The sequence below is a fragment of the Mycobacterium sp. IS-1590 genome (genome assembly GCF_001500025.1).
Classification (GTDB): Bacteria; Actinomycetota; Actinomycetes; order Mycobacteriales; family Mycobacteriaceae; genus Mycobacterium.
In genome coordinates, this window is the sequence record NZ_LQIW01000051.1 from 43,705 (window position 1) to 69,860 (window position 26,156).

The 26,156-nt window shown below is 67.4% G+C and carries 26 protein-coding genes; 11 read left to right on the forward strand and 15 right to left on the reverse strand.

Going from position 1 to position 26,156, the window contains the following annotated elements; translation table 11 throughout:
• Window positions 1–7: 7 nt before the first annotated feature.
• The 4 genes from AU197_RS24960 to AU197_RS24975 form a co-directional block, all read right to left on the reverse strand.
• Window positions 8–1,210, reverse strand: a complete 1,203-nt coding sequence (locus AU197_RS24960; protein ID WP_064406510.1) for a lipid-transfer protein — start codon at window positions 1,208–1,210, stop codon at window positions 8–10.
• Window positions 1,211–1,292: 82 nt separating this feature from the next.
• Complete coding sequence (locus AU197_RS24965) at window positions 1,293–1,661, reverse strand: DUF732 domain-containing protein (RefSeq protein WP_064406512.1); 369 nt, start codon at window positions 1,659–1,661, stop codon at window positions 1,293–1,295.
• A gap of 96 nt (window positions 1,662–1,757) precedes the next feature.
• On the reverse strand, window positions 1,758–3,479 hold the full coding sequence (locus tag AU197_RS24970; protein WP_064406764.1) for a serine/threonine-protein kinase: 1,722 nt from the start codon (window positions 3,477–3,479) through the stop codon (window positions 1,758–1,760).
• Window positions 3,480–3,530: 51 nt separating this feature from the next.
• Window positions 3,531–4,670: a BTAD domain-containing putative transcriptional regulator gene (locus AU197_RS24975; protein ID WP_156434562.1), complete on the reverse strand. Its 1,140-nt coding sequence runs from the start codon at window positions 4,668–4,670 to the stop codon at window positions 3,531–3,533.
• A gap of 88 nt (window positions 4,671–4,758) precedes the next feature.
• Between AU197_RS24975 and AU197_RS24980 the strand changes: the two genes are divergently transcribed.
• Complete coding sequence (locus tag AU197_RS24980; RefSeq protein ID WP_064406514.1) at window positions 4,759–5,808, forward strand: NAD(P)H-dependent amine dehydrogenase family protein; 1,050 nt, start codon at window positions 4,759–4,761, stop codon at window positions 5,806–5,808.
• 49 nt (window positions 5,809–5,857) lie between these two features.
• On the forward strand, window positions 5,858–6,703 hold the full coding sequence (locus AU197_RS24985) for a patatin-like phospholipase family protein (RefSeq protein ID WP_197415654.1): 846 nt from the start codon (window positions 5,858–5,860) through the stop codon (window positions 6,701–6,703).
• Here AU197_RS24985 and AU197_RS24990 read toward each other — a convergent pair.
• On the reverse strand, window positions 6,700–7,689 hold the full coding sequence (locus AU197_RS24990) for a patatin-like phospholipase family protein (RefSeq protein ID WP_197415655.1): 990 nt from the start codon (window positions 7,687–7,689) through the stop codon (window positions 6,700–6,702). The genes AU197_RS24985 and AU197_RS24990 overlap by 4 nt on opposite strands.
• 54 nt (window positions 7,690–7,743) lie before the next feature.
• Complete coding sequence (gene lpqV / locus AU197_RS24995) at window positions 7,744–8,169, reverse strand: lipoprotein LpqV (protein ID WP_064406518.1); 426 nt, start codon at window positions 8,167–8,169, stop codon at window positions 7,744–7,746.
• Window positions 8,170–8,433: 264 nt separating this feature from the next.
• On the opposite strand from lpqV, the gene AU197_RS25000 reads away from it, so the two are divergent.
• Both AU197_RS25000 and AU197_RS25005 read left to right on the forward strand, forming a co-directional pair.
• Complete coding sequence (locus tag AU197_RS25000) at window positions 8,434–8,976, forward strand: cysteine dioxygenase (RefSeq protein WP_064406520.1); 543 nt, start codon at window positions 8,434–8,436, stop codon at window positions 8,974–8,976.
• A 2-nt stretch (window positions 8,977–8,978) separates the two neighbouring features.
• The gene (locus tag AU197_RS25005; RefSeq protein ID WP_064406522.1) at window positions 8,979–9,347 is read left to right on the forward strand and encodes a rhodanese-like domain-containing protein; all 369 of its coding nucleotides are present in this window, start codon (window positions 8,979–8,981) and stop codon (window positions 9,345–9,347) included.
• Here the strand turns inward: AU197_RS25005 and AU197_RS25010 are convergent.
• From AU197_RS25010 to AU197_RS25020, 3 genes are read right to left on the reverse strand one after another with little or no spacing between them, the layout of a single operon-like run.
• A complete protein-coding gene (locus AU197_RS25010; protein WP_064406524.1) occupies window positions 9,344–11,050 on the reverse strand; it encodes an alpha/beta hydrolase in 1,707 nt (568 codons plus the stop codon). The two genes, AU197_RS25005 and AU197_RS25010, sit on opposite strands and share 4 nt — an antisense overlap.
• Window positions 11,051–11,059: 9 nt before the next feature.
• The gene (locus AU197_RS25015; protein ID WP_064406525.1) at window positions 11,060–11,845 is read right to left on the reverse strand and encodes an enoyl-CoA hydratase; all 786 of its coding nucleotides are present in this window, start codon (window positions 11,843–11,845) and stop codon (window positions 11,060–11,062) included.
• A complete protein-coding gene (locus AU197_RS25020) occupies window positions 11,842–12,894 on the reverse strand; it encodes an enoyl-CoA hydratase/isomerase family protein (RefSeq protein ID WP_064406527.1) in 1,053 nt (350 codons plus the stop codon). Before AU197_RS25020 ends, AU197_RS25015 begins: the two co-directional genes overlap by 4 nt.
• A 166-nt stretch (window positions 12,895–13,060) precedes the next feature.
• Between AU197_RS25020 and AU197_RS25025 the strand changes: the two genes are divergently transcribed.
• Window positions 13,061–13,909 (forward strand): Bax inhibitor-1/YccA family protein, encoded by an 849-nt coding sequence (locus tag AU197_RS25025; protein ID WP_064406529.1) that lies wholly within the window; start codon window positions 13,061–13,063, stop codon window positions 13,907–13,909.
• Between the two features lie 156 nt (window positions 13,910–14,065).
• On the forward strand, window positions 14,066–14,932 hold the full coding sequence (locus AU197_RS25030; RefSeq protein WP_064406531.1) for a type IV toxin-antitoxin system AbiEi family antitoxin: 867 nt from the start codon (window positions 14,066–14,068) through the stop codon (window positions 14,930–14,932).
• Between the two features lie 93 nt (window positions 14,933–15,025).
• Here AU197_RS25030 and AU197_RS25035 read toward each other — a convergent pair whose 3' ends face one another.
• The gene (locus AU197_RS25035; RefSeq protein ID WP_064406534.1) at window positions 15,026–16,243 is read right to left on the reverse strand and encodes an acetyl-CoA C-acetyltransferase; all 1,218 of its coding nucleotides are present in this window, start codon (window positions 16,241–16,243) and stop codon (window positions 15,026–15,028) included.
• 34 nt (window positions 16,244–16,277) lie between these two features.
• Window positions 16,278–17,240, reverse strand: coding sequence for an SGNH/GDSL hydrolase family protein (locus tag AU197_RS25040; protein WP_064406536.1), 963 nt, complete (start codon window positions 17,238–17,240; stop codon window positions 16,278–16,280).
• 206 nt (window positions 17,241–17,446) lie between these two features.
• On the opposite strand from AU197_RS25040, the gene AU197_RS25045 reads away from it, so the two are divergent.
• The 4 genes from AU197_RS25045 to AU197_RS26920 all read left to right on the forward strand — a co-directional run bounded on the left by AU197_RS25045 (window position 17,447) and on the right by AU197_RS26920 (window position 21,752).
• The gene (locus tag AU197_RS25045; RefSeq protein ID WP_064406537.1) at window positions 17,447–18,508 is read left to right on the forward strand and encodes an alpha/beta hydrolase; all 1,062 of its coding nucleotides are present in this window, start codon (window positions 17,447–17,449) and stop codon (window positions 18,506–18,508) included.
• Window positions 18,509–18,549: 41 nt separating this feature from the next.
• Window positions 18,550–19,950, forward strand: a complete 1,401-nt coding sequence (locus AU197_RS25050; protein ID WP_064406540.1) for a cystathionine beta-synthase — start codon at window positions 18,550–18,552, stop codon at window positions 19,948–19,950.
• Window positions 19,951–20,130: 180 nt separating this feature from the next.
• Window positions 20,131–20,745, forward strand: coding sequence for an RDD family protein (locus tag AU197_RS25055; protein ID WP_064406542.1), 615 nt, complete (start codon window positions 20,131–20,133; stop codon window positions 20,743–20,745).
• A gap of 17 nt (window positions 20,746–20,762) precedes the next feature.
• Complete coding sequence (locus tag AU197_RS26920; protein WP_064406545.1) at window positions 20,763–21,752, forward strand: DUF2189 domain-containing protein; 990 nt, start codon at window positions 20,763–20,765, stop codon at window positions 21,750–21,752.
• Between the two features lie 4 nt (window positions 21,753–21,756).
• On the opposite strand, the gene AU197_RS25065 is transcribed toward AU197_RS26920, so the two are convergent.
• A complete protein-coding gene (locus AU197_RS25065) occupies window positions 21,757–22,929 on the reverse strand; it encodes an acyl-CoA dehydrogenase family protein (protein WP_156434563.1) in 1,173 nt (390 codons plus the stop codon).
• A 54-nt stretch (window positions 22,930–22,983) separates the two neighbouring features.
• On the opposite strand from AU197_RS25065, the gene AU197_RS25070 reads away from it, so the two are divergent.
• Complete coding sequence (locus tag AU197_RS25070) at window positions 22,984–24,147, forward strand: cystathionine gamma-synthase (protein ID WP_064406547.1); 1,164 nt, start codon at window positions 22,984–22,986, stop codon at window positions 24,145–24,147.
• Window positions 24,148–24,150: 3 nt separating this feature from the next.
• Here AU197_RS25070 and AU197_RS25075 read toward each other — a convergent pair whose 3' ends face one another.
• From AU197_RS25075 to AU197_RS25085, 3 genes are all read right to left on the reverse strand, one after another.
• Entirely contained in the window at window positions 24,151–24,813 is a 663-nt protein-coding gene (locus AU197_RS25075) for a GOLPH3/VPS74 family protein (protein WP_064406549.1), read from the reverse strand.
• 56 nt (window positions 24,814–24,869) lie between these two features.
• Window positions 24,870–25,364: a transcription elongation factor GreA gene (greA, locus tag AU197_RS25080; RefSeq protein ID WP_064406551.1), complete on the reverse strand. Its 495-nt coding sequence runs from the start codon at window positions 25,362–25,364 to the stop codon at window positions 24,870–24,872.
• Window positions 25,365–25,612: 248 nt separating this feature from the next.
• Window positions 25,613–26,035: a DUF4307 domain-containing protein gene (locus AU197_RS25085; protein WP_064406554.1), complete on the reverse strand. Its 423-nt coding sequence runs from the start codon at window positions 26,033–26,035 to the stop codon at window positions 25,613–25,615.
• Between the last annotated feature and the right edge of the window lie 121 nt (window positions 26,036–26,156).

A 26,156-nucleotide genomic window follows, 5' to 3' on the forward strand; every position in this document is an offset into this window, starting at 1 on the left:
TCCCCTATCAGCGCTCAGCGCGCTGGTAAGCGGTCACAACCGCGGCGCCGCCCAGCCCGATGTTGTGCTGCAGGGCGGCGGTGACGTTCTCGACCTGGCGCTTGTCGGCCGTCCCGCGCAACTGCCACGTCAGCTCCGCGCACTGAGCAAGACCCGTCGCACCGAGGGGGTGCCCCTTGGAGATCAGTCCGCCGGAGGGATTGACCACCCAACGCCCGCCGTAGGTGGTGTCGTTGTTGTCGATGAGCTTGGGGGCCTCGCCCTCGCTGCACAGCCCGAGCGCCTCGTAGAGCAGTAGCTCGTTGGCCGAGAAGCAGTCGTGCAGCTCGATCACCTGGAAATCGGCCGGACCCAAACCGGACTGGTCGTAAACCTGCTGCGCGGCTTTGACATTCATGTCGTAGCCGATGAGGTTCTTGGCGCTGCCGTCGAAGCTGGACTCGAAGTCGGTGGTCATCGCCTGGCCGACGATCTCCACCGCTTGGCTCGCCAGGCCGTGCCTGTCGACGAAGTCCTCACTTGCCACGATCGCCGCACCCGAGCCGTCCGAGGTGGGCGAGCACTGCAGCTTGGTCAGCGGGTCGGAGATCATCTTCGCGGCCAGAATGTCGTCGAGGGTGTACTCCTGCTGGAACTGCGCGTACGGATTGTTCACCGAATGCTTGTGGTTCTTGTACCCGATCTTCGCGAAATGCTCTGCGGTGCTTCCATGTTGGCGCATGTGCTCGCGGCCCGCGGCGCCGAACATCCACGGCGCGACGGGGAAGCCGAACTCGTCGATCTCGGCCATCGCCGCGACGTGCTTGGCCATTGGGGATTCACGGTCGTCGTGGCCGCCCTTGAGGGAGCCGGGCTGCATCTTCTCGAAACCGAGGGCGATGACGCAGTCGGCGAGCCCGCCGCGGATCGTCTGCGCGGCAAGGAAGAGCGCCGTGGACCCGGTCGAGCAGTTGTTGTTGACATTCGCGATCGGAATGCCTGTGAGGCCGAGTTCGTAGAGCGCCCGGTTGCCCGACGTCGAATCGCCGGCGACGTAGCCGACGAACCCCTGCTGGACTTCGGAGTAGTCGATGCCGGCATCGTCGAGCGCCTTGGTGCCCGACTCCTTGGCCATCTGGGGGTAGTCCCATCCCTCACGGCGGCCCGGCTTCTCGAACTTCGTCATTCCGACACCGACGACGAAGACCCTGTTGCTTCCGGCGGTCGACATTCTTCGATCCTTTCGCTGCGCTGCGGTTGACAGAAACATACAGCGCGCCACCTGTCCAGGGGCCGACGAAAGCCTCGGGAGGTCACCCGAAAAGCACGACGTGCCGAGGGCAGTAGTGGTCGACCGAGGCGACGACGAACGTCGCGACCTGTTCGACCGTCAAGTCGCTGTTGTCGAGGATCTCCAGACCGAGGTCGACCGGGTCCGCTCCCGCGTCGAGCCTCGAGCACACATCGTGGGCGGTGCCGATCGCGGCCTTGGGGGTGTCGTAGGCGATGCCGTCGGCGCTGATCTCGGACAGGAACATGTCATCTTCCGAGCTGAGCGCGGCGGCGGTGCCTGCACCCGCGACGGCGGCCAGTCCCAGTGCTGCGGTGGCGACCGCGGTGACGGCCCACCGGCGCGCGCGGGAAGCGCTGTCGGCCTTGGTGAAACGGTGCTGAGCTGACATCGTGACTCCTGTGAATGTCGGTTCCGGGTGGTCCCGGGCTGACATCAGAGTCCGACAGCGCCCTTGAAGGATTCTTGAAGCGGTCCTGGCGGGCCGTCAGGCGTATTTCAACCACCAGTTGTGCAGGTCGACGAGGTTGTCGCCCTGCGCGTCCCCCAGCAGCAGACCGTCGTTGATGGTCCAGGCGATGTCCTGGTTGCCGTTGAAGACGCCGCAGGCGATGCGGCCCTCGACCTTGTCGGGAGTCTCGGTGTAATGCCACGTGGTGGGCGAGTCCGCGCCGCCGTTCGGACACGGTGCCAGCTCCTGATTGGCCGCGACGGAGTCGTCGAAGGCCTTGTCCAGAGCCGGCTGGTCGGCGAACAGCGAGTAGCGCGCGTTCGCCGGTCCGCCCTGTGGCGAGGCCGGCCCGCAGTCCACGGTGGCCAGCGCGCCGGTGGCCGGCGGTTGCACCGGCTGGCACACGCCGTCGTCGTAGCCGCGCGGCAGCATCCCGAGCAGCTTGGCGTCGGGCGAGCCCGGATTCGGTGGAGGTGTCGTCGTGCGCGGAGTCCGCCTGGTGGTGCGCTCGCTGGTCGGTGACGGCGTGGTCGTCGTGGTTGTCGATGCCGACGGTGTGTCGTCGGGCTTGACCAGGAACCAGATCCCGACCCCACCGAGCACCAAGACGAACACGGCGATCGCCGCGGCGACCGGCAGCCACGGCGTGCCTTTGCGCGGTGCACCCGGCGGCCGGGGCCCTGTCGGCGGGGGTGTGGCCCACATGGGCCCGCTCGAGGGCCCGCTCGCGTACATCGGCCCGCTCGGCGGGCCACCCCCGGGCGGCGGCGGCGTGTGAAATGCGGCCGGATGGGCACCGGGTGGCGTGGGCGGCGGTGTCGGCGGCGGCGTCTGATACCAGACGGGCGGCGGTGGTGGTGGAGCCGTACCCGCGGCCTCACTGCGCTGCAGGATGGTGGCGGCCTGATCCTGATCTCGTTGTGTCAGTGCATCATTCGCTGCTGCCGCGAGATCGCCGGCGCTGGCATACCGGTCTTCGGGTTTCTTGGCCATGCCGCGGGCGATCACCGCGTCGAACGCTGCCGGAATGCCGGGCCGCTGCCGGCTGGGTTTGGGCACGGGCTGCATCAAATGTGCGGTGATGACGACGGTGACGCTGTCGCCCGGAAACGGCTGCGATCCGGTGAGGCATTCGTGCAGCACGCACGTCAACGCATAGATATCCGCGCGATAGGTGACCTCGTCGTTGGTGAAGCGTTCCGGCGCCATGTACGCGTACGTGCCGACCGCGGTGCCCAATTCGGTGAGCTTCTCGTCGGTGGCGGCGTTGGCGATGCCGAAGTCGACCAGATAGGCGAAGTCGTCGCGGGTCAGAATGATGTTCTCCGGCTTGACATCGCGGTGCATGATGCCGCTCTCGTGCGCGGCGTCCAGTGCCGAGGCGATCTGCTTGATGATGGCCACCGCACGCGCGGGCGTCATCGGGCCGTAGTTCTTGAGCACCTTGCGCAGATCGGTGCCGTCAATCATGCGCATGTCGACGTAGAGCAGGCCGTCGACCTCGCCGTAGTCGTGGATCGGTACCACGTGAGGTTCCTGCAGCCGGCCCGCCGAGTGTGCTTCGCGTCGTAGCCGCTTGCGGAAGACGGGATCGTTGGAGGCCGACTCGGGTAACAGCTTCAGCGCGACGATTCGGTCCCTGACGGTGTCCTCGGCTTCGTAGACCTCACCCATGCCACCCTTGCCCAGCAACCGGCGCAGCCGATACGGGCCGATCTGGGAACCCACACGCGATTCCCCCCGTTCGGGGTCGGTCATCGGATGCTCCTCGGGCGGTTCGGTAGCCGGCGAAAACACCCTAATGCGGCATCAGGCCGGATGCGGCTCTATCCGAAACGTGAACTCGTGGTCGCAGATGCGCACGGAGTCGCCGTCGCCGAGCATCGCGGTGCCGCGGATTCGCTCACCGCGTACGTCGACCCCGTTCGCCGAGCGCAGGTCGGTGATCACGAAGCTGGTTCCGGTATCGATGATGACGGCGTGGTGGCGGCTCACGCTGCCGCCGGTGAGCACGATGTCGTTGTCGGCCAGCCGCCCGATTCGCGTGGCCGTGGCCGTGAGCCGATGGATCCGGCCGCTCGCCGCGTGCAGAGCCGCCATCGCCGACGATGGGGCGGTGGAGGTCCTGGCCTCGATGTCGCCGATGGTGTGGACGGCGGTGGTCTGGGCGGCCTTTCGGACATCGAGGGGCTGTTGGCGCAGGATCCGTTCGTGCAGCGCGCGCATCGCCGGGCCGGGGTCGATGCCGAGATCGTCGGCGAGGGTGGACTTGAGCCGCTGATAGGCATCGAGGGCATCGGACTGCCGCTCGGCAAGGTAGTACGCGGTGATCAGCTGGGCCCACAGCGGCTCGCGGTAAGGATGTGCGACGACCAGGCCCTCGAGCTCGGTGATGACGGAATATGCTCGCCCGCAGGCGATCTCGGCTTCAGCATGCGCGGTGTGGGCCGTCACCTTGTCTTCGGTGAGGGCGGTCGCGTACGCGTCGACGAACTGGAAGTCGCGTAGGTCGTCGAGTACGGGTCCGCGCCACTCGGCGATTGCGGTGCGCAGATGCCGGCTGGCCTGCTCGAACTGACCGGCGGCCGCGGCTTGGACGCCCGCGGCCTTCTCGGCGACAAACCGCCCGAGGTCGCACGCGGACTCGTCGACGTCGAGCCGGTACCCCGGTGGAGCGTTCACCAACACCGACCTCGGATCCGCGCCCGCGTTGCTCAGCACCTTCCGTATGTTCGAGATGTAGGAATGCAGGCTGGCCCTGGCCTCGGCCGGCGGCCACTGCTCCCAGGCCGCGGTGATCAACGCGTCGGTGGAGACCGCCCGACTGCGATTCATCACCAGCACCGCCAGCACCGCCCGTTGTTTGGGGGTGCCCAGCGCGACCGGTGCGGCGTCGACCGTCATCTGCAGCGGTCCCAACACACCGAACCCGATCTTGATCGCGGTCATCGCCGCCATTGTGACCCGCGCGGGTGGGGTTGTGGTGTAGACCTGCAAGAGTAGAACGTGTTCTAGTTCCGCCGTGAAGGAGTCGGTTATGAGCCTGCGGGTGGTGCAGTGGGCGACCGGTGGCGTCGGGGTCGCTGCGATCAAGGGCGTGCTCGAACATCCGGACCTCGAACTCGTCGGATGCTGGGTGCACTCACCGGGCAAGGCGGGCAAGGACGTCGGCGAGATCATCGGCACCGAGCCGGTGGGTGTGACGGCGACCAACAGCCTCGACGACATCCTCGCCCTCGACGCCGACGCGGTGATCTACGCACCGCTGCTGCCCAATCCGGATGAGGTGGCGGCGCTGTTGCGGTCCGGTAAGAACGTCGTCACCCCGGTCGGATGGGTGTATCCCAGCGACCGGCAGGGCGCCCCTCTGCAGGAGGCGGCGATCGCCGGAAACGCCACGCTGCACGGCACCGGAATCGCACCCGGCGGGATCAGCGAGAAGTTTCCGCTCCTGTTCTCCGCCTTCTCGACGGGCGTGACTTTCGTTCGGGCGGAGGAGTATTCCGATCTTCGCACCTATGAAGCCCCCGACGTCGTGCGGCACGTGATGGGCTTCGGCGAGGTTCCGGACAAGGCGCTCAGCGGGCCCATGCAGAAGCTGCTCGACGGCGGCTTCATCCAGGCGGTGAAGATGATCGTCGACAAGATGGGTTTTCGCGCCGATCCGAAAGTCCGCTCCGCGCAGGAGATCGCGGTCGCCACAGCGCCGATCGAGTCCCCGATCGGGGTCATCGAGCCCGGACAGGTCGCGGGCCGCAAATTCCACTGGGAGGCCCTCGTCGACGAAGAGCCGGTCGTGCGGGTCACTGTGAACTGGCTGATGGGCGAGGAAAACCTGGATCCCCCTTGGATATTCGGTTCCGAAGGTCAGCGGTACGAGATGGAGGTCCGCGGCAACCCGGATGTCAACATCGTCGTCAAGGGCTTCCAGTCGGTGGTCGGTGGAGAGGGCCCCGAGTACGGCATCGTCGGAACCGCGGCGCACTGCGTGAACTCGGTGCCCGCCGTGTGCGCCGCAGAAGCCGGCATCGCAACGTATCTCGACCTGCCGTTGATCAGCGGCAAGGCGGCGCGAGAACTCGCGTAGCGCCGGGGGCCGCGCGGGCGATACCGCTCGCCTGGCACACTCACCGGGTGTGACGAGACGTGCACTGGTGCTGGCCGGTGGCGGCGTGGCGGGTATCGCGTGGGAGACCGGGATCCTGACGGGCATCGCCGACGAGTCGCCCGCCACCGCCGCCGCTTTGTTGGCCTCCGACGTACTGGTCGGCACATCTGCGGGTTCCACGGTCGCCGCACAACTCGGGAGCGGTCTCGGCCTGCCCGCGTTGTTCGACCGGCAGACCACGGCGACATCCTCGGAGATCAACCCCGGCGCGGGGATCGAGACCATCACCCAGATGTTTCTCGACGCGATGAGCGCTCCCGGCTCGAAATCCGAGAAACTGCAGCGCATCGGTGCGATCGCGCTGGCCGCCGACACGGTCACCGAAGAAGTGCGGCGAAGGGTGATCGAACAGCGCCTGCCGTCTCACGACTGGCCCGACCGCGACCTGCGCATCACCGCCATCGACACCGAGACCGGGGAACTGGTGGCCTTCGACCGCACCTCGGGTGTCTCGCTGGTCGACGCGGTGGCGGCCAGCTGCGCGGTGCCCGGCGTGTGGCCGGCCGTCACCATCGGGTCGCGCCGCTTCATGGACGGCGGGGTCGGCAGCACCGTCAACCTGGTGGTGGCCGACGACTGCGATGCCGTGGTCGCCCTGATCCCTCAGGGACTGTCGTCGCCTTCACCGTTCGGGACGGGCGCCAGGGACGAGGTCGCCGCGCGCAACGCTTTCGGCGTGTTCGCCGACGACGAGTCACTGGCGGCGTTCGGCGCCAATCCGCTCGATCCCGCGTGCCGGACCCCGTCGGCGCAGGCCGGACGCAGGCAGGGCCGCAGCGTCGCCGCCCAGATCGCGGCGCACCTCGGCCTCTAATCTTCGGTCGCGGCGGACGTTTCGGGTTTGGTGTCGAACGCGTCCAGTGCCGCGGCCGCCAACTCGATACCGATGTCGATGACTTCGGCGGCACGATGGAATTCCAGGCTCCGGCAGGCCGAACGGGGTACCTCGATGAGCATGTCGGGCGGATAGCCGGCGAGCTGGTGGCGCGCGAGCGCGGCCTGCGCGATGTCGATCGTGCGGTTCATCACCTCGAAGCTGCCGAGCTTGGGCACCACGGACGCTTCCTTCGTCGCGTCGACGAGCTCCTCCTCGCTCTCCCCGCCCGCCGGGAAACCCTCCGGTCCGGAGCCGAAGCGGTTCAACATCGCATTCGACTCGAACAGCGACGTGGTGCTGCGCCACACCCGGGCCAGCCACTCGGTGGTGGCGCGCGGACCCTGTTCTGCGGGTTCTTCGACGCCGCCGGACTCGCTGCCGGCCAACGACACCGCGATGGTGAGGTCGGCGTTGACGGCAGCGATCGGCGCCATCGGCAGCGGTTCGAGGATGCCGCCGTCGGCGAGCAGTCGGCCGTCGAGCACGTGCGGTGCGATCACCCCGGGGATCGCGATCGACGCGCGGATCGCCGCGTCCACCGGGCCCCGTTGCAGCCATACCGACTTACCGGCGATGAGATCGGTCGAGACCGCGGTGTAGGGGATCGGCAGGTCCTCGATCCGCGCCTCACCGAGGATGTCGCGAACCGCGTCGAGGATCTTGGTCGCGCGCAGCACCCCCGCGGCGGTGATCGAGGGATCGAGCAGCCGCAGCACGGCGCCCTGGGTCAGCGACTTCGCCCAGTCGGAGAACTCGTCGAGCTTGCCCGCCGCATACAGGCCCCCGACGAGAGCGCCCATGGACGATCCGGCGATGCCGACGATCTGGTAGCCGCGGTCCTGAAGTTCCTCGATCACCCCGATGTGGGCGTAGCCGCGGGCACCGCCGCTGCCCAGCGCCAGCGCCACCCGCTTGCCAGCCATGCCGCCATTGTCGCGCGGCTGCGCTGGTTCGGGCCGCCGGTTCGGGCCGCCGGTTCAGCCGCAGAGGCCGTCGGCCGCCGCCTGCACGGCGACGATGACCGCGGCCTGACGTGGCGGCGGCAACTGCGTCCACGGGGTGTCGTACGTTCCCGGCCCCGCCGAATCCGAGGTCTGCAACATGCCCAGGTAGGGCTCGATCTGCGATTTCGGGTCGCCGCCCTGATCGACCATCCACTGGCGAGCCGAGGTGCAGGCCTTGAAGTACTCGTCCTCGGTCGAATCGGCGGGAGCGCCGACCGCCGTGGTGACACCGCCGGGGGAGACCGCGACCGAACCCGGTGCCGCGGTTGGTGTTTGCGAGCTGGTTTCCGCGGAGGTCGAATCGGCCGGCGGTTCGGAGGTGTCTTCGGTACCCGAAGAGCATCCCGCCACGACACTCACCAACACCGCGGCCGTAGCGACGCTGTGACGCATGCGCATGCCCGTCAATCTAGGCAACGGCTCACCGGTGGCGGACACCGGCCGCACGGACCGACGAGGTTGCACTCACGCTGAATGTATCTGCAGAACCCGCAAACAGGCTTCTGGCCTGCAACGACGGAATTTGGGGCGGGTGGGGCGGTCGCCTCGCGCCGGGTTGGGCCGGCGCGGTCATGCAGACTTGCCCTCATGACGACCGGACGCCAGCAGTGTTGTAGGCCCTAGCGCCCAACCCTGCCCGTTTCCGGTTCTCTTGGAGCTTGTATGGCCTCCCCTGCAGTTCTGCCCTCTGCCGCACCCGCGGTGTCCGCGCCGACCCGGCTGCGGCTGCCCGATCTCTTGCTCGCCACCGACCGCTGCGCCGACGACGTGCTCAGCGGTCGCTACGACCACATGCTGCCCGCCGGCGGGCCACCCCGAGACGAACGGTGGTTCACCCGTCTGCACGGCGATGACGAGCTCGACATCTGGTTGATCAGCTGGGTGCCCGATCGGTCGACCGAGATGCACGACCACGGTGGCTCGCTGGGCGCGCTGACCGTGATCTCCGGTGCGCTGCGCGAGACTCGTTGGGATGGTGGAGCATTGCGGCGTCGCCGGCTACACGCCGGGGATCAGGCCGCCTTCCCGCTGGGATGGGTGCACGACGTGGTGTGGGCACCCGAACGCGACACCTCGGCCCCCGTCGCGCCCACGCTGAGCGTGCACGCCTACTCGCCGCCGTTGACCGCGATGTCGTATTACGAGGTGACGCACCAAAACACGCTGCGCCGCAACCGGACCGAGCTGACCGACGCACCGGAGTGATCATGGCCAGTCGTATCGACCGAATCCTTGACGACGCCCGCGCCCGCCTGCACAGGTTGCCGGCGGCCGAGGTACCCGCAGCGCTGGAGCGCGGCGCGATCCTGGTCGACATCCGCCCCCAGGCTCAGCGCGCACGCGAGGGGGAGGTCGCCGCGGCGTTGGTGATCGAACGCAACGTGCTCGAATGGCGTTGCGATCCGACCAGCGAGGCACGGCTGCCGCAGGCCGTCGACGACGACGTCGAATGGGTGGTGCTGTGCTCGGAGGGCTACACCTCGAGCCTGGCGGCGGCGGCCCTGCTCGACCTGGGGCTGCACCGCGCGACCGACGTCATCGGCGGGTACCACTCCTTGAAAAGTGTTCTCGCCTAGTCTTTCTCGTCGCTACTCAACAGCGGCCGCAGACGTTCGGTCTTCTCCGGTGTCCAGCCCGGCGGCTGCAGTATCGCCGCCCACGCGTTGGCCACGTCCTTGACGTAGACGTGTCCGTGCCCGTCGGGCACATCCACGGCCACCGCCATGTCCGCCGACACCTGGAGGAAGGTCACCACCGGAATCCACTGCATCCGGCCGGAGACGTCGTATCCGCGCGGCTCCTTGAGCCAATCCGGTTCGGCGAACAGCAGATCCGGGTTGAACCACGCGATCGGGTCCGACGCGTGCTGCAGGTACACCACCCGGGGGTTTTCCCACGGTGCGTCGGGGCGGGCCAGATCCTCGGCGCGCGCGGCGAAATGCACGTTCTGGCCGTCGTCGTAGATCGGCAGCCACATCGGCGAGCCGGGGTCGCGATCGTGGGTCAGCTGGGTCCAGATCGTGTTGTTGAACGTCGGGCCGCTGAACAGCGCGCCGTCGGTGCGGGCGATGAGGTTGTTGAGCGCGAGGAACGGCGCTTCGCCGCCGAACGATCCGAGGCTCTCGCCGAAGACGACCAGGCGCGGTCGCTGCGCCTCGGGCATCTCCCGGATCAGCCCGTCGATGGCCTCGAACAATGCCTGGCCCGCCTGCCGCGCGTTCTCCTTGTCCACAAGGAACGACAGCCAACTCGGCAGGAACGAGTACTGCATCGACACGATCGCCGTGTCGCCGTTGTACATGTATTCCAGCGTCGAGGCTTCCGCTTCGTTGATCCAGCCAGTGCCGGTGGTGGTGGCCACGGCGACGACTTCGCGGTCCAGCCCCCCGGTACGCAGCAGCTCCCGGGCCGCCAGCGCGGCGGTCGCCTTGATGCCGTCGGCCGAATTCAGCCCCGCGTAAGTGCGGATCGGTTCGACGGCCGGCCGCCCGTTGAACGCCGTCAACTCCTCGACCGTCGGCCCCGCCGCCACGAACACCCGGCCCTGGTGTCCCAGTGACTCCCAGCTGACCAACGACTCGGGGCCGCCGGAGCGCAGCGGTGTGGTGGGCGCTGCGAAGTCGGGATCGGTCTCGTCGTTGACGGCCTCGAACGTGTTGTTGATGGTGCTCATGGCGAAACGCACCACGATGCCGTTGAGCAGGGCGATGGCGAGCGCGAGCAGCAGGACCACCACCACGACCGACGAAACCCTCGGTGGGGCAACGCGTTCGAGCTGGCGGACCAGGAACCGCACGAGCCTGCCGATCAACTGACCTATCTCGACGAGCACGAACAGCGTGACGACCGACAGCACCGCCGTCAGCGGGTGATCCCAGAAGCCCATGCGCGGTACGCCGTTGAGATCGCGCACCTCGTCCTGCCAGATGTGGAAGTAGATGATCATCAGGATCTGACCGATGACACCGATGACCAAGAGCGCGATCCAGGCCTGTCGCGGTGGGCGCGGGCTGTCGTCCTTCGACAGCATGTAGCGCACCAGCCACACCACGAACACGCCGAGCATGTATCCGAAAGCGCCTGCGGCACCGCTGACGAGGCCCTGGAACAGCGGTCCCCGCGGCAGTAGCGACGGCGTCAGCGAGAGCCAGATGAAAATCAGCCCGAGCGCCGTGCCGGCGAACGTGTATCGGCGCACCCACCACGGAGTGTCCGTCTTGACCGGGTCTCGCCTCGGTTCGTCGACCGTGGTGGCGGTGTCGTCGCGGGTCTCGGTCACCCCCGCAGATTAACGGTGGCGGAAGGTCGGTGGGCGCTTCTCGGTGAACGCGCTCATGCCCTCGGTCTGGTCCTCGGTCGCAAACGCCGAGTGGAACAGCCTGCGCTCGTAGAGAAGGCCCTCGGCCAGCGTCGATTCGAAGGCGCGGTTGACGGCCTCCTTGGCCATCCGCGAGGCCGACAACGACATCCCGGCGATGGTCTTGGCGACCGCGTTGGCCTCGTCGAGAAGTGTGTCGGCGGGCACCACCCGCGACACCAGGCCCGCCCGTTCGGCTTCCGCGGCGTCCATGTTGCGCCCGGTGAGGATCAGGTCCATCGCCTTGGCCTTGCCGATGGCGCGGGTGAGCCGCTGCGAGCCGCCCATACCGGGCAGCACGCCGAGCTTGATCTCGGGCTGACCGAATTTCGCGGTGTCGGCGGCGATCAGCAGATCGCACATCATCGCCAACTCGCACCCCCCGCCGAGCGCGTATCCGGCCACGGCCGCGATCGTCGGGGTGCGGGTGGCCGCGAACTTGCCCCAGGCGGCGAAGAAGTCGCTGGCGAAGACGTCGGCGAACGACAGGCTCGCCATCTCCTTGATGTCGGCTCCGGCGGCGAACGCCTTCTCGTTACCGGTGATGATGATGGCGCCGATCGCCGGGTCGTTGTCCAATTCGGCTGCCGCGGTGGTGACTTCGTCCATCACCTGACTGTTGAGCGCGTTGAGCGCTTTGGGCCGGTTCAGCGTGATGGTCGCGACCCGGTCGTCGCGCGTGACAACGATGGTGGAGAAGCTGGTTTCGTCACTCATTCTTGAAACTCCAGTTCGCGATCGGCCGGCGCGAAGTAGTCCTCGACGTCGGCTGTGGTGACCGCCGCCAACGAGGCGGGCGACCATTTCGGATTGCGGTCCTTGTCGACAACCTGGGCGCGGATGCCCTCGACGAAGTCGTGGGAGCGCAGGGCCCCGCACGACGTCCGGTACTCCTGGCGCAGCACGTCCTCGAGTGTGTCGAGTTTCGCCGCGCGGCGCAGCGCTTCCAGCGCAACGGAAACCGAGACGGGGGAGCGGGTCTCGATGAGGTCGGCCGCCGCGCCGGCAGCGGTGTCACCGTGGGCGCGCAGCGCGGCGACGATGTCGGGGACGGTCGCACCGGCGTAGCAGCTGTCGATCCATTCGCGTTGCTGCAGAAGGTTACTCGGCGGTGACTCGATGGCGTGGGCGGCCAGTGCGGCATCGATGCCGTCGGCGAGGATCGCGGCCTTGAAGTCTTCGAGCTTGTCGTGGGGCACGAAGTGGTCGGCGAAGCCCATCGCGATGGCGTCGGCGCCGTCGAAGTTGGCGCCCGTGAGCGCGGCGTGGCAGCCGAGCTGGCCGGGTGCGCGCGACAGGATCAGGGTGCCGCCGACGTCGGGGACGAAGCCGATACCGACCTCGGGCATGGCCATCTTGGTGGTATCGGTGACGACGCGCACGTTGCCGTGGGCGCTGACACCGACGCCGCCACCCATCACGATGCCGTCCATCAGGGCGACATACGGTTTCCCGAACCGGCCGATCTGGGCGTTGAGCAGATATTCGTCGTACCAGAACTCCCGCGCTTCGCGGCCCTTCTCGGAGCCTTCCGCCCGGGCGCTGTGATAGAGCGCGACGATGTCGCCGCCCGCGCACAGACCGCGTTCGCCTGCGCCGTCGACGACGACGGCGGTGACGGCGTCGTCGCTGGACCACTCGGCGAGCACGCGCGCCATGGTCGAAACCATGGGGTGGTTCAGCGAGTTGATGGCCTTGGGCCGGTTGAGGGTGATCAGGCCGACGCCGCGGTCAACGCTTACTAGGACATCCTCGTTTTCGCCCACGAGTATGCAATGTAGAACGTTGCCCGACCTGCGATTGCTTTGGGTAGGGTTTCCTGTGAAACAGCTGGGAAAGTTGATCGGCGCAGCCGGGAACCGACCAGGGACATGATTCGTTGTCGGTGTGTTCGCCGATTGACGATCGACATCATCAGGAGAGGAACCCACGGTGCGGGAATCCAGCAACCCCGTATTTCGATCCCTGCCAAAGTCGCAGGGCGGATATGCGCAGTTCGGTACAGGGGCCGCCGGCTACGGTACGCAGGCGGTTCACGCCGACCCCTATGTGACGCAGTACCCGGAGCAACGCCAGGCAGGCGTTGCCCGCCCGATGACCATCGACGATGTCGTCACCAAGACCGGCGTCACGCTGGCGGTGTTGACCGCGGTCGGCGTCGTCTCGTACTTCATCGCGTCGGTCAACCTGGGCCTGGCCATGCCGCTGGCGATGGTCGGCGCGCTCGGCGGCCTGGTTCTCGTGTTGGTCGCCACGTTCGGCCGTAAGCAGGACAACCCGGCGATCGTGCTCAGCTACGCCGCGCTCGAGGGCCTGTTCCTGGGTGCGATCTCGTTCTTGTTCGCCAACGTCATCTCCAACGGTGGCTACGCGATGATCACGCAGGCGATCGTCGGCACCCTCGGGGTGTTCTTCGGCATGCTCGTGGTCTACAAGACCGGCGCGATCCGGGTGACCCCGAAGTTCACGCGGATGATCGTCGCCGGCCTGTTCGGTGTGTTGGCCCTGATGCTCGTCAACTTCCTGGCGGCGATCTTCGGCTTGAACGGCGGCGCCGGCCTTGGCCTGCGCGACGGCGGCATGCTCGCGATCGGCTTCTCGCTGCTGTGCATCGGCTTGGCGGCGTTCAGCTTCCTGATCGACTTCGACGCGGCCGACCAGATGATTCGCGCGGGTGCGCCGGAGAAGGCGGCGTGGGGCGTCGCGCTCGGCCTGACCGTCACGCTGGTCTGGCTGTACATCGAGATCCTGCGACTGCTGTCCTACTTCAACAGCGACTAGCAATCCGACGAGAAGGCCCGGCACGAAACGTGCCGGGCCTTTTCTGTTGTGTTGGTCATCCCCAACCGCGATCGTTTGCGTTGGTTATCCCCAACCGCGGCCGTCACTGCGCCCGTTAACGGGTTTCTGTCCGAGCATCGATCTTCACTGCGGGCCATGGAAGTGCCGTTCCTCGGAAGCGAAGCGTTGCGTTATGGCCAGGTCGCCAACAAGCATCAACTGCGGACCCGCTATCAGGTTCTATTCCCCGGCGTGTACATCGACGACGGCGTGGCCCCGAACTTGGCGCAACGAACGATGGCCGCCTGGTTGTGGACTCGCCGGCGCGCAGTGGTTGCCGGCCTCGCGGCCGCGGCGCTACACGGTTCCCAGTACATCGCCGACGATGTCCCGATCGAGCTCATCTGGTCGAACCCGCGTGCGCCGCGGGGGATCGTGACGCGACGAGATCGACTGGCTCGCGACGAATGGGAACTTGTGGCCGGCGTGCCCGTGACGACGCCGGAGCGCACGGCGTTCGACCTCGCCCGGCTGACCCGCGGTGAAAAGGCGGTGGCCCGTCTCGACGCGCTCGGCAATGCAACTCGTTTCGACCGTGAACTCGTCGCCGGGCTTCTCGAACGGCACCGCGGATCTCCGGGTGTGCCACGAGTGTTGCCTGTTCTCGACCTGTACGACGCCGGCGCGGAGTCGCCACGCGAAACCTGGTTGCGTCTGCTGCTCATACGAGCCGGTTTTCCGCGTCCGCGGACGCAGATTCCCGTCTATGACGACTTCGGGCGAGCCCGCTACCGCTTGGACATGGGTTGGGGGGACGAGGTGATGATCGCGGTGGAGTACGACGGCGAATTGCACCGGCTGCCGTCGCGGCTGGGAGCCGACATCGTGCGCTCGGAGTTCATCGCCCACCGGGGCTGGACACACATTCGCGTCGTCGCGGGCGTCCATCCGGCCGACATCGTCAACCGGGTGCGGCGCGCCTGGGCCGCTAGTGTGCACTCAGATCGCGAAATCGCCTCGTAACGGTCGAATTCGCGATCTGGTTGCACACTAGACGCCGCGGGCTGCGGCCGACGGGCTGCGGCCGGCGGGCTGGTCGGCCGGTCGGTGGCGAGGTTAGGACAGCCGCTCGAGCACCATCGCCATGCCCTGGCCCCCGCCGACGCACATCGTCTCGAGGCCGAACGTCTTGTCGTGTGTCGTCAGGTTGTTCAGCAGCGTGGCCGTGATCCGCGCGCCGGTCATGCCGAACGGATGGCCCAGGGCGATCGCGCCGCCCGAGACGTTGAGCTTGTCCTCGTCCATCCCGAGTTCGCGCGCCGAGCCGAGCACCTGGACGGCGAACGCCTCGTTGATCTCGTAGAGGTCGATATCGCCGATCGACATGCCGGCGTTGGCCAGCGCCTTCTTCGTCGCCTCGATCGGGCCCAACCCCATGATCTCCGGCGACAACCCGCTCACGCCCGTCGAGACCACACGCGCCAGCGGCGTGAGCCCCAGTTCGCGAGCCTTGGTGTCCGACATGATGACCACCGCCGCGGCGCCGTCGTTCAACGGGCACGCATTGCCGGCGGTGATGGTGCCGTTCGGCCGGAACACCGGCTTGAGTTGGCTGATCTTCTCGTAGGTGGTGCCCGCGCGCGGACCGTCGTCCTTGGACACCACGGTCCCGTCGGGCAGTGTCACCGGAACGATCTCGCGCTCGAAGAAGCCGTTCTTGATGGCCTCCTCGGCGCGGTTCTGCGACCGAACACCCCAGTGGTCCTGGTCCTCACGGCTGATGCCGGTGTGCAGCGCGACGTTCTCCGCCGTCTGACCCATCGCGATGTAGACATCCGGCAGCAAGCCGTCCTCGCGCGGGTCGTGCCACTCCTCGGCGCCGGCGGCCGCCTGATCCGAGCGGCTCATCGCATCGGCGAACAACGGGTTCTTGCTGTCCGGCCAACCATCTGCCGTGCCCTTCGGGAACCGCGAAACCGTCTCCACGCCAGCCGAAATGAACGCATGTCCCTCGCCGGCTTTGATCGCGTGGAACGCCATGCGCGTGGTCTGCAGCGACGACGAGCAGTAGCGGTTCACGGTCGTCCCGGGCAGGAAGTCGTAACCGAGCTGGACGGCCACCGCCCTGCCGATGTTGAAGCCGGCCTCGCCTGCGGGCTGGCCGCAGCCCATGATCAGGTCGTCGATCTCCCGCGGATCCAGTGCGGGCACCTTGTCCAGCACCGCGCGCACCATCTGGGCGGCCAGGTCGTCGGGCCGGATGTCGACCAGTGAACCCTTCGCGGCGCGGCCGATCGGCGACCGCGCGGTCGCGACAATGACGGCTTCAGGCATGGTGTCTCCTCGCATTGACGGCTATGAAGAGAACCTAGCTCGCGGTCGCCACGATGGGTGCGGGCACCCCGGTCGACCGCCGCCACAGCCGGCTCAGCCCGCCGACCCGGGCCAACAGCGCGAAGCCTTCACCCGACCGTGTCCGCCACGGCAACTCCGGCGCCGCGCCACCGAGCCAGTCGCTCAACGCATTACACAGCGCGGGTAACAATTGGTTGGCTGCCAACGCATAGCCGGCGCCGGACGGATGGAACATGTCCGGAGAGAACAGCACGTCGGGGGTGGAGCGGAAGTGGGGCGCCAGCAGGTCGGCCAGCGGCACGGGGACGCCGCCCTCGGCTCGCACCGCGGCCGTTTGAGCGCGGGCCAACCGCAGGCCGCGGCTGCGTGCCACCGCCCGCAGGGGTTGCGGAATCGCGGTGATGACGCCGAAATCGGGGCAGGTGCCCACCACCACGACGGCGCCCGCGGCCCGCAACCGGCGCACCGCCTTTCCCAAACGATTCGCCGACGGTCGGATGCCGTTCGGCCGGGTGATGTCGTTGGCGCCGATCATGATTACCGCGGCGTCGGGTGGGGGACCTGCCACGAACATGGCGTCGATCTGGCCCGACAGTCCCTTCGACGTCGCCCCGACGATCGCCTTGGTGCTCAGTCGGATCCGCTTTCCGGAGACCTCGGCCAGACCACGCGCGAGCAGAACGCCTGGCACCTCCTCGGCGGACGCGGCGCCGTAACCGGTTGCGGTCGAGTCGCCGAAGACCATCAGGTGCAGGTCGAACGGCACGCCACGGCGCCAGCGCTCGACGGGGCCGCCACCGGGTGCATAGACGCCGTCGGCGCGGGGCGGGATGTCCCACGCGTGCGGAATGACGCGGCGAGCCTGGTCGGCCTGCCCGATCAGCAGGTTGCGCGCCCCGATATAGGCCGAACCAACCGAGCCGAGCGTGGCCGCGGCCGCAAAGGCGATGGTGCTCGTCCGTCGCGGTGTGCCCACGCAGGCAAGTTTAAGTGGGTTTTCCGGGGCTACCCGCGTGGCGGGAAGCGATAAGCGGTCACATTGCGGTATCAACTCCGGTATCGAATATGACTCACTGATTGTTGAAACGAACGTAGAGTGTCAAGCTAAGACTCGAGTCACGTCCAGAAAATTAGGCGTACTCAGCACTACGGCGGCTTGAAACGTCGGAGGGGGTGGTTGTCATGACCGCACCAAGCAAGGTCGGCCATGTTCGCCGGCCAGGAGTATCGCCTGTTCACACGCGTAAACCGCGTAAGTTCCCAGTCAGCGACGGAGCGCCGGTCGAAGTCGTCGAAGACGGCCCGAGCCTCGGCGGTCGGGTGGCGTCGCTCGCGGCTCTGCTAACTGTTCGGCCCACGCTGGCTATCGGTAGCTATGCGCCTCGCCTCCCGTGGCCCTGGGGTCTGGTCGACTTCGTCTCCCGGATCGCGCGGCCGGCGCCCGGCACCGTGCGAGCCACGATCTCTTTGCCGAAATGCACCGCGCAACTCGTCAGGGCGCCCGGCGTGCTGCCCGCCGACGGCAAACGCGGCGTCATCCTGTACATGCACGGCGGCGCATTCTTGACCTGCGGCGTCAACTCGCACGGCCGCCTGGTGCAGGCGCTGTCGGGCTACGCGGACTGTCCGGTGCTGGTGGTCAACTACCGGATGATCCCGAAGCACTCCGTCGGCATGGCGATCGACGACTGCCACGACGCCTACAAGTGGCTGCGTCTGCACGGCTATGAGCCCGACCAGATCGTGCTGGCCGGCGACTCCGCGGGTGGCTACCTGGCGCTCGCCCTGGCCGAACGCCTGCAGCGCGAAGGCCTCGAAGGTGAGGTGCCCGCCGCGATGGTGACGATGTCGCCGCTCTTCGAGATCGACAACGAAGCTCGGGCCAACCACCCGAACATCCGCACCGACGCGATGTTCCCGCCGCGAGCGTTCCACGCGCTCGTCGACCTGATCGAGGATGCGGCGCGGCGTGGTCGCAAGGACGGAAAGCCCGAAGAGATCTACGAGCCGCTCGACCACATCGAACCCGGGCTGCCCCGCACGCTGATCCACGTCTCGGGTTCCGAGGTGCTGGTGAGCGATGCGCGCAAGGCCGCACGGCGGCTGGCCGCCGCGGGCGTGCCGGTCGAAGTTCGGGTCTGGCCGGGGCAGATGCACGTGTTCCAGATCGCGGCGCCGATCGTGCCCGAGGCGAAGCGCTCGCTGCGCCAGATCGGCGACTACATCCGCGAGGCGACCTGGTAGCCCACCTGGTGACGGCGGAGGCCGCCTGACACGATGGAGTCATGCGGATCGCCCGGCACATCAGTGAGCTCATCGGCAATACCCCCCTGGTACAGCTGAACTCTGTTGTTCCCCCGGGTGCGGGCACGGTCGCGGCCAAGATCGAGTACCTCAACCCCGGCGGCAGCTCCAAGGACCGCATCGCGATCAAGATGATCGACGCCGCCGAGGCCAGCGGCGAGCTCAAGCCCGGCGGCACGATCGTCGAGCCGACGTCGGGAAACACCGGGGTGGGGCTGGCGCTGATCGCCCAGCAGCGCGGCTACAAGTGCATCTTCGTCTGCCCGGACAAGGTCGGCGAGGACAAGCGCAACGTGCTGCGGGCCTACGGCGCCGACGTCGTGGTGTGCCCGACCGCGGTGCCACCCGACCATCCCGACAGCTACTACAGCGTCTCCGACCGGCTGGTCGGCGAGATCGACGGTGCGTGGAAACCCGACCAGTACTCCAACCCGATGGGGCCCGAGTCGCACTACGAGACCACGGGCCCCGAGATCTGGGCAGACACTGACGGCAAGGTCACCCATTTCGTGGCGGGCGTGGGCACCGGCGGCACCATCACCGGCGCCGGTCGCTACCTGAAGGAAGTGTCTGGCGGCAAGGTCCGGGTCATCGGCGCCGATCCGGAGGGTTCGGTGTACTCCGGCGGCTCCGGACGGCCGTATCTGGTGGAGGGCGTGGGCGAGGACTTCTGGCCCAAGGCCTACGATCCCGCGGTGCCAGACGAGATCATCGCGGTCTCAGATGCCGATTCGTTCGAGATGACGCGGAGGCTGGCGCGCGAAGAAGCACTGCTCGTCGGCGGGTCCTGCGGTATGGCGGTGGTGGCCGCCAACAAGGTGGCCGAGGCGGCCGGTCCGGACGCGTTGGTCGTCGTGCTGTTGCCCGACGGCGGAAGAGGCTATCTGGCAAAGGTTTTCAACGACGACTGGATGTCGTCGTACGGCTTTCTGCGTAGCCGCATGGACGGGTCGGTGGAGGAGTCGACGGTCGGCGAAGTGCTGCGCGGCAAGTCGGGGGCGCTACCCGACCTGGTGCACACGCACCCGTCGGAGACCGTTCGCGACGCCATCGGGATCCTGCGCGAATACGGCGTCTCGCAGATGCCCGTCGTCGGTGCCGAACCACCGGTGATGGCAGGGGAGGTCGCGGGCAGCGTGTCCGAACGCGAGCTGCTCTCCGCGGTGTTCGAGGGACGGGCCAAGCTCGCCGATGCGGTGGCCGAGCACATGAGCCCACCGCTGCCGCTGATCGGCGCCGGCGAACTGGTCAGCGCGGCGGCGAAGGAACTTCGCGAATGTGACGCGGTGATGGTGGTCGAGGAGGGAAAGCCCGTCGGCGTGCTGACCCGCCACGACCTGCTCGGTTTCCTGTCCGACGGGAGTAAACGCCGGGTTCGCTAGCGCCTCACCGTCATCGGGCCCGCGACGCCTGGCAAAAACCCTCGCACCATCGCTCGTCGGTCGGGGCGACACGCCGAATCCCAGCGATTCGGTTTCCGTGTAGAAAACCCTGCGCAAAGGCGCTTTTCCGGTAGTGTAGGCACGCTTGATCCCAGCTAAGAAGCAGACTGGAGTCGTCCGATGACCGATCAGCCGCCACCGCCCGCGAACTATCCGCCACCACCGCCGGGAGGTCATCCACCGCCCCCGCCGGGGGGCGGCAATCCGCCGCCGGCGGCCGCCACCGGTTATCCACCTCCGGCGCAACCGCTTCAGACGCTTCCGAAAGAGGCTTACACGTCGTGGTTCACCCGCGTGTTGGCGTGGCTGGTGGACTCGATCCCGATCTTCATCCTGCAGGGTATCGGTTACGCGGTGCTGCTCGGCACACAGGAAACGGCTTGCATCACCGACAGTTCCGAGTACCAACTCGGCGAATTCTGCGCGACGGGCGCCTCTACGATCGGCCAGCTGGCCGTCACGATTTCGTCGATACTCGTTCTGGCATACGTGATCTGGAACTACGGCTACCGCCAGGGGACCACCGGTTCCAGCATCGGCAAGTCGGTCCTGAAGTTCAAAGTCGTCAGCGAAAAGACCTGGCAGCCAATCGGTTTCGGCATGTCCGTCGTGCGGCAGCTGGCGCACATCATCGACGCCGCGATCTGCTATATCGGTTATCTGTTCCCGCTGTGGGACGCCAAACGGCAGACCATTGCGGATAAACTCATCAGCACCGTCTGCGTACCGTTGTAGTCAACCGGGAAGGTCACATGACTGAACAACCGCCCCAGCCACCGGGAAACAACCCGCCTCCACCTCCCGGGGGTTACCCGCCACCGCCGCCGGCCGGGGGTTACCCGCCCCCGCCGCCGCCCGGGGGTTACCCACCTCCTCCGTCGCCGGGCGGTTATCCGCCACCCCCGCCGGGGGCCGGCTATCCGCCACCGGGGCAGGGCGGTTACCCGCCCGTAGGTGGATATCCACCGCCGGGTGGGCCGGGATTCCCTGGCGCTCCGAGGTATAGCGTCGGTGAGGCGTTCTCGTGGGCGTGGGGGAAGTTCACGTCCAACGCCGCCGCACTGATCGTTCCGACGCTGGTCTTCGGCATCATCGTCTTCGCGGTGCAGGGTGTGTTCAGCGCGCTTTCGGCGGTGGTTGATCCGGAGTCGACGAGTTATTCGTCCGACGGCGACGGGTTCTCGTTCTCGTACAACGTCTCCGGTCCCCTCGGTCTTGCGATCACCATCCTCGGCTGGATCGTCGCGCTGGTCGTCGGGGGGATCGTCCAATCCGCCTACTACAACGGCATGTTGGACGTCGCCAACGGCCGGCCGGTGACCATCGGGTCGTTCTTCAAGCCGCGTAACGTCGGCGCCGTCATCATCGCGAGTGTGATCGTCGGGCTGTTGACCTCGATCGGCTTTGCGCTGTGCGTCCTTCCCGGGCTCGTCGTGGTCATCTTCACGATGTTCACCGTGATCGCCCTGTTGGACCGCAACCTCTCGCCGATCGATGCGATCAAGACCAGCTTCGACATCGCGAAGAACAACTTCGGTCAGGTCCTACTGACCTTCCTGGCGGTCTTCGCCGTGATACTGGTCGGGGCGTTGCTCTGCGGTGTGGGCCTGCTCGTCGCCCTTCCGGTCGCCGCGCTCATCGAGGTGTACGCCTATCGCAAGCTCAGCGGTGGCCAGGTCGCCGACCTCAACCCGCAACCCTTGCCGCCCGGTCCGCCACCTCAGGCGACTCCGCAGCAGTAACGGATCATCGGAAGGCGCTGACGCCGGTCAGCGCCTCTCCGATGACCAGTTGGTGCACCTCCGAGGTGCCCTCGTACGTCAGCACCGACTCCAGGTTGTTGGCGTGCCGAATGACCGGATACTCCAGTGTGATCCCGTTGGCGCCCAACAAGGTTCGACACTGGCGCGCGATCTGGATGGCCTCCCGGACGTTGTTCAGCTTTCCGAGGCTGACCTGCTCGGGCTTGATCCTGCCCTCGTCCTTGAGCTTGCCGAGGTGCAGAGCGAGGAGTTGAGCCTTGCCGAGTTCGACTGCCATGTCGGCGATCTTGGCCTGAGTCAGCTGGTAGCCCGCTAACGGCTTGTCGAACACCTCGCGTGTGCCGACGTAGTCCAGCGCGGTCTGCAGGCAGTCCCGGGCGGCGCCGACGCTGCCGAACACGATGCCGAACCGGGCTTCCGACAGGCAGCTCAGAGGCCCCGACAATCCGCGAGCCTCGGGCAGTTTCGCGTCGGCGGGCAGCCGGACATCGTCGAGGTGCAGCTCCGAGGTCACCGAGGCCCGCAGCGACAACTTGTGCGTCATGTCGGTCGCCGAGAATCCCGGCGTGCCGGCGGGCACCAGGAAGCCGGCCACTCCGTCGTCGGCCCGGGCCCACACCACCGCGACATCGGCGACCGAACCGTTGGTGATCCACATCTTCGACCCGTTCAGGATCCAGTCGGACCCGTCGCGCTTCGCGGTGGTGCGCATCCCGCCCGGATTGGACCCGAAGTCGGGTTCGGTCAGCCCGAAGCATCCGATGGCCTCACCGGCCGCCATCGCGGGCAGCCACCGGTTGCGTTGCTCCTCGCTGCCCCAGCGGTGGATCGCGAACATCGCCAGCGAGCCCTGCACCGAGACCAGGCTGCGCAGCCCGCTGTCCACGGCTTCGAGCTCCTGGCACACCAGGCCGTAGGCCGTCGCGGTCGATCCGCCGCAGCCGTAGCCCTTCAGGTGCATGCCCAGAAGGCCGAGCTTGCCGAAGTCTGCGGCCAGTTCGCGGACCGGCACCTGACCGGTTTCGAACCAGTCGGCGATGAACGGTCGCAGCCGCTGTTCGCCGAACCGGCGCACGGTCTGGCGAAGTTCGATGTCCTCGGGTGACAGCAGGGAATCCAGCTCGAGCATGTCCTCGAGGCGGGTCGCAGCGCTCATGGGACATGTCTACCCGGTCGGCGTGCACCACAGTCGTGGCTAGGCTGAGCGGTGATGTCGAAGAAGCAAACGCACGGCCCGTCCACGCAGGGTTTATCCACCAGGGCCATCCACGCCGTCCGGCCTGACCTGACCACCGGCGCCGTCAACGCACCGATCTATGCCAGCTCGACGTTCGCCCAGGACGGCGTCGGCGGGCTCCGCGGCGGCTACGAATACGCCAGGACCGGCAACCCGACCCGGGCGGCGCTGGAGGCCTCCCTCGCCGCGGTGGAGGCCGCCGCGTACGGCAGGGCGTTCTCGTCGGGCATGGCCGCCACCGACTGCGCGCTGCGCGCGATCCTGCGCCCGGGCGACCACGTCGTGATGCCCGACGACGCGTACGGCGGCACGTTCCGGTTGATCGACAAGGTGTTCACCAACTGGGGGATCGATTACACGGCCGTCTCACTCGCCGATCTCGACGCGGTGCGCGCGGCGGTCACACCGAACACCCGACTGATCCTGGTGGAGACGCCCACCAACCCGTTGCTGTCGATCGCCGACATCAGCGCGATCGCGCAGATCGGGTCGGCATCGAACGTCAAAGTGTTGGTGGACAACACGTTCGCCTCGCCCGCGCTGCAGCAGCCGCTACTGCTGGGCGCCGACATCGTGCTGCACTCCACCACCAAGTACATCGGCGGACACTCCGACGTGGTGGGTGGCGCGCTGCTGACCAACGACGAGGAACTCGACGCCGCTTTCGCATTCCTGCAGAACGGTGCGGGTGCGGTGCCCGGGCCGTTCGACGCGTACCTCACCCTGCGCGGCCTGAAAACCCTGGTGGTCCGTATGCAGCGGCACAGCGACAACGCCGCCGTCATCGCCGAGTTCCTCGACGGACATCCCGCGATCGAGACCGTCCTCTATCCGGGCCTGCCCGGACATCCGGGCCACGAGATCGCGGCCAGGCAGATGAGCGGATTCGGCGGCATGATCTCCGTGCGACTGCGCGGGGGAGCGGAGGCCGCGCGCAAATTCTGTTCGCGGACAGAAGTTTTCATCCTCGCCGAGTCGTTGGGCGGCGTCGAGTCGCTGATCGAGCACCCCGGAGCGATGACCCACGCGTCGACCGCCGGTTCCCAACTGGAGGTCCCCGATGACCTGGTGCGGCTGTCGGTCGGTATCGAAGACGTCGCGGATCTGCTGGCCGACCTCGAGCAGGCGCTGGGCTAGCGGTTAGGACAGCGCCGGACGCAGCGCCGAAGCCGTGACCGCCAGGTTCATCTCGGGCAACGCGGTCGGTGACTCGTCGATCCAGCTGCCCAGTGCGATCTCGCCCGCCCGAGCGTGCACCCACCGCCAGCCCCGGTCGTTGAGGCTGAGCAGTGCGCCCAGCCCGTCGATCGCGTGCAGCAGCGAGATGATCGCCGCTGTTGTCGGGCCCGGTGGCCTGCGATCGAACAACGCCGACAACAGTGCCGAACGCGCCTGGCCGACGCGGTTGCGGTTGATCAGCGGCCACGCGAATTCGTGTCCGAACCGCCTGTCCGGCAGAGGAATACGTCGGATCTGACCGGTTCGCTCCAGATGCCCGACGATATGAGCCTCGGTGTCCTTGGCCAGTCGCTTGACCGCCGTGCGGGGCCGCAACGGGCGTCGCTGCAACAGCCGGAACGCGGGTTCTGTGACCGGGTCCATCGCGCCGGCCGCCGACAACGCGACCAGGCGGCCCGGTTCGACCGCCTCACCGTCGACCGACGGCCGGATTCGGCAGGCCAGGGCCAGGTCGAGCAGCACCGCCGCAGCCAGCACCCGCTCCCGGCGCTGACGGTCGAGAACCGGTTGCGCCGACGCGTTGTCGAGCAGCAGCAAGAACAGGTCCTCGGCGATCTGCGCCATGAGCGGATGCTAAACCGCACCCCGCCCGCGACCCGAATTCGGCTGTGGGGTCGCCGTCAGGCGTGGTACGGCTCGGCCTCGAGCAGCTTCACCTTGACCGTGCTGCCGCTGGGCACCGTGTAGGTGCGCACGTCGCCGACCTTCGCGTCGAGGAGTGCCTCGCCCAGCGGCGACTTCGGCGAGTACACCTCGAGCTTGCCGTCGCTGATGCCTTCTTGGCGGGTGGCGATCAGGAAGGTCTCGGTGTCGTCCTCATCGTCGCCGTACTGCACCTTGACCACCGAACCCGGCAGCGCGACGCCCGACTGCTTGGGCGCCTCGCCGACCTTGGCGTTGTTCAGCAGTTCCTGCAGCTGACGGATTCGGGCTTCCTGCTGGCCCTGCTCCTCGCGGGCGGCGTGGTATCCGCCGTTCTCGCGGAGGTCACCCTCTTCGCGGCGGTCGTTGATCTCGGCGGCGATGACGGGCCGGTTGGCGATCAGCTGGTCGAGCTCCGCCTTCAACCGGTCGAATGCCTCCTGGGTGAGCCAGGTGACCTGCGTATCGGTCATGTCGTCGCGCTCCTGTCTGTCTTGGTCTTGCGGGGCGTTCTCGCGCTCTTCTCGCGTAAGACGTCTCGTGGTACGGCGCCGGGGCTTGACGTGTATTGCCGCGATCGGCGCGCTCGATCACAGCACCAAATGCAGCAATACACGGCTCCAGCAGGAACCGTGTACCGGACCATGGTAGCACCGAGGGGGCGACCAATTTTCACGAATTCGCAGTTCGCCGTTTGCCGGACCGACGAATCACCGTGATCTCAGGAAGTCACCAGATACGACGGCACATCGGTTCCGCATCCGTAAATATCGCCGATCACGGGCTGGCGGGTCGCTTTGACGGGCGCGGTCACTTGCACGGTCTGTTGCGACGACGGCGGGACCAGCACCTCCCTGCGGCCCGTCTCGGCGCCGTCGATGGAGCGGGCCCGCACGATGCAGACGACCGGCTGGGACGGGTCCTCGCGGGTCACGCTGATGGTCACCGACACCGTCTCGGCGTCGACCAGTTCGTAGGCGCCCAGTTCGCCCGTCACGGGTTCGCTCTCGAACCGCCCGAACGCCACCACGGCGACCGTCACCCCCACCGCCAGCGCGAGCAACGTTAGCGCGACGGCGAGCCAACGGCGGCGGCCACCGGAGCGCCGCTGGCGGCCATAGCGTGCGGCGGGGCGATCAATCATCTGGTTTTGACGCCCTTTTCCTAGGCTCAGGTTCGGACAGATCTACAGAACTGGAACTATAGGGACTATTGAGAGGTCTCCGCGGGTTGGTATCGCCGGAGACGACAGCGCGATGATAAGG

Bases quoted from the DNA above. Each gene is read 5' to 3' on its own strand.
- AU197_RS25030 (WP_064406531.1), top strand. From the start codon at position 14,066: ATGGAAGTGCCGTTCCTCGGAAGCGAAGCGTTGCGTTATGGCCAGGTC.
- AU197_RS25055 (WP_064406542.1), top strand. From the start codon at position 20,131: ATGACCGATCAGCCGCCACCGCCCGCGAACTATCCGCCACCACCGCCG.
- AU197_RS25050 (WP_064406540.1), top strand. From the start codon at position 18,550: ATGCGGATCGCCCGGCACATCAGTGAGCTCATCGGCAATACCCCCCTG.
- AU197_RS24990 (WP_197415655.1), bottom strand. From the start codon at position 7,689: ATGGCTGGCAAGCGGGTGGCGCTGGCGCTGGGCAGCGGCGGTGCCCGC.
- AU197_RS24960 (WP_064406510.1), bottom strand. From the start codon at position 1,210: ATGTCGACCGCCGGAAGCAACAGGGTCTTCGTCGTCGGTGTCGGAATG.
- AU197_RS24980 (WP_064406514.1), top strand. From the start codon at position 4,759: ATGAGCCTGCGGGTGGTGCAGTGGGCGACCGGTGGCGTCGGGGTCGCT.
- AU197_RS25065 (WP_156434563.1), bottom strand. From the start codon at position 22,929: ATGAGCGCTGCGACCCGCCTCGAGGACATGCTCGAGCTGGATTCCCTG.
- AU197_RS25075 (WP_064406549.1), bottom strand. From the start codon at position 24,813: ATGGCGCAGATCGCCGAGGACCTGTTCTTGCTGCTGCTCGACAACGCG.
- AU197_RS26920 (WP_064406545.1), top strand. From the start codon at position 20,763: ATGACTGAACAACCGCCCCAGCCACCGGGAAACAACCCGCCTCCACCT.
- AU197_RS25000 (WP_064406520.1), top strand. From the start codon at position 8,434: ATGGCCTCCCCTGCAGTTCTGCCCTCTGCCGCACCCGCGGTGTCCGCG.
- AU197_RS24970 (WP_064406764.1), bottom strand. From the start codon at position 3,479: ATGACCGACCCCGAACGGGGGGAATCGCGTGTGGGTTCCCAGATCGGC.
- AU197_RS25045 (WP_064406537.1), top strand. From the start codon at position 17,447: ATGACCGCACCAAGCAAGGTCGGCCATGTTCGCCGGCCAGGAGTATCG.
- AU197_RS25035 (WP_064406534.1), bottom strand. From the start codon at position 16,243: ATGCCTGAAGCCGTCATTGTCGCGACCGCGCGGTCGCCGATCGGCCGC.
- AU197_RS25085 (WP_064406554.1), bottom strand. From the start codon at position 26,035: ATGATTGATCGCCCCGCCGCACGCTATGGCCGCCAGCGGCGCTCCGGT.
- AU197_RS25015 (WP_064406525.1), bottom strand. From the start codon at position 11,845: ATGAGTGACGAAACCAGCTTCTCCACCATCGTTGTCACGCGCGACGAC.
- AU197_RS25070 (WP_064406547.1), top strand. From the start codon at position 22,984: ATGTCGAAGAAGCAAACGCACGGCCCGTCCACGCAGGGTTTATCCACC.
- AU197_RS24975 (WP_156434562.1), bottom strand. From the start codon at position 4,670: ATGACCGCGATCAAGATCGGGTTCGGTGTGTTGGGACCGCTGCAGATG.
- greA (WP_064406551.1), bottom strand. From the start codon at position 25,364: ATGACCGATACGCAGGTCACCTGGCTCACCCAGGAGGCATTCGACCGG.
- lpqV (WP_064406518.1), bottom strand. From the start codon at position 8,169: ATGCGCATGCGTCACAGCGTCGCTACGGCCGCGGTGTTGGTGAGTGTC.
- AU197_RS24965 (WP_064406512.1), bottom strand. From the start codon at position 1,661: ATGTCAGCTCAGCACCGTTTCACCAAGGCCGACAGCGCTTCCCGCGCG.
- AU197_RS25005 (WP_064406522.1), top strand. From the start codon at position 8,979: ATGGCCAGTCGTATCGACCGAATCCTTGACGACGCCCGCGCCCGCCTG.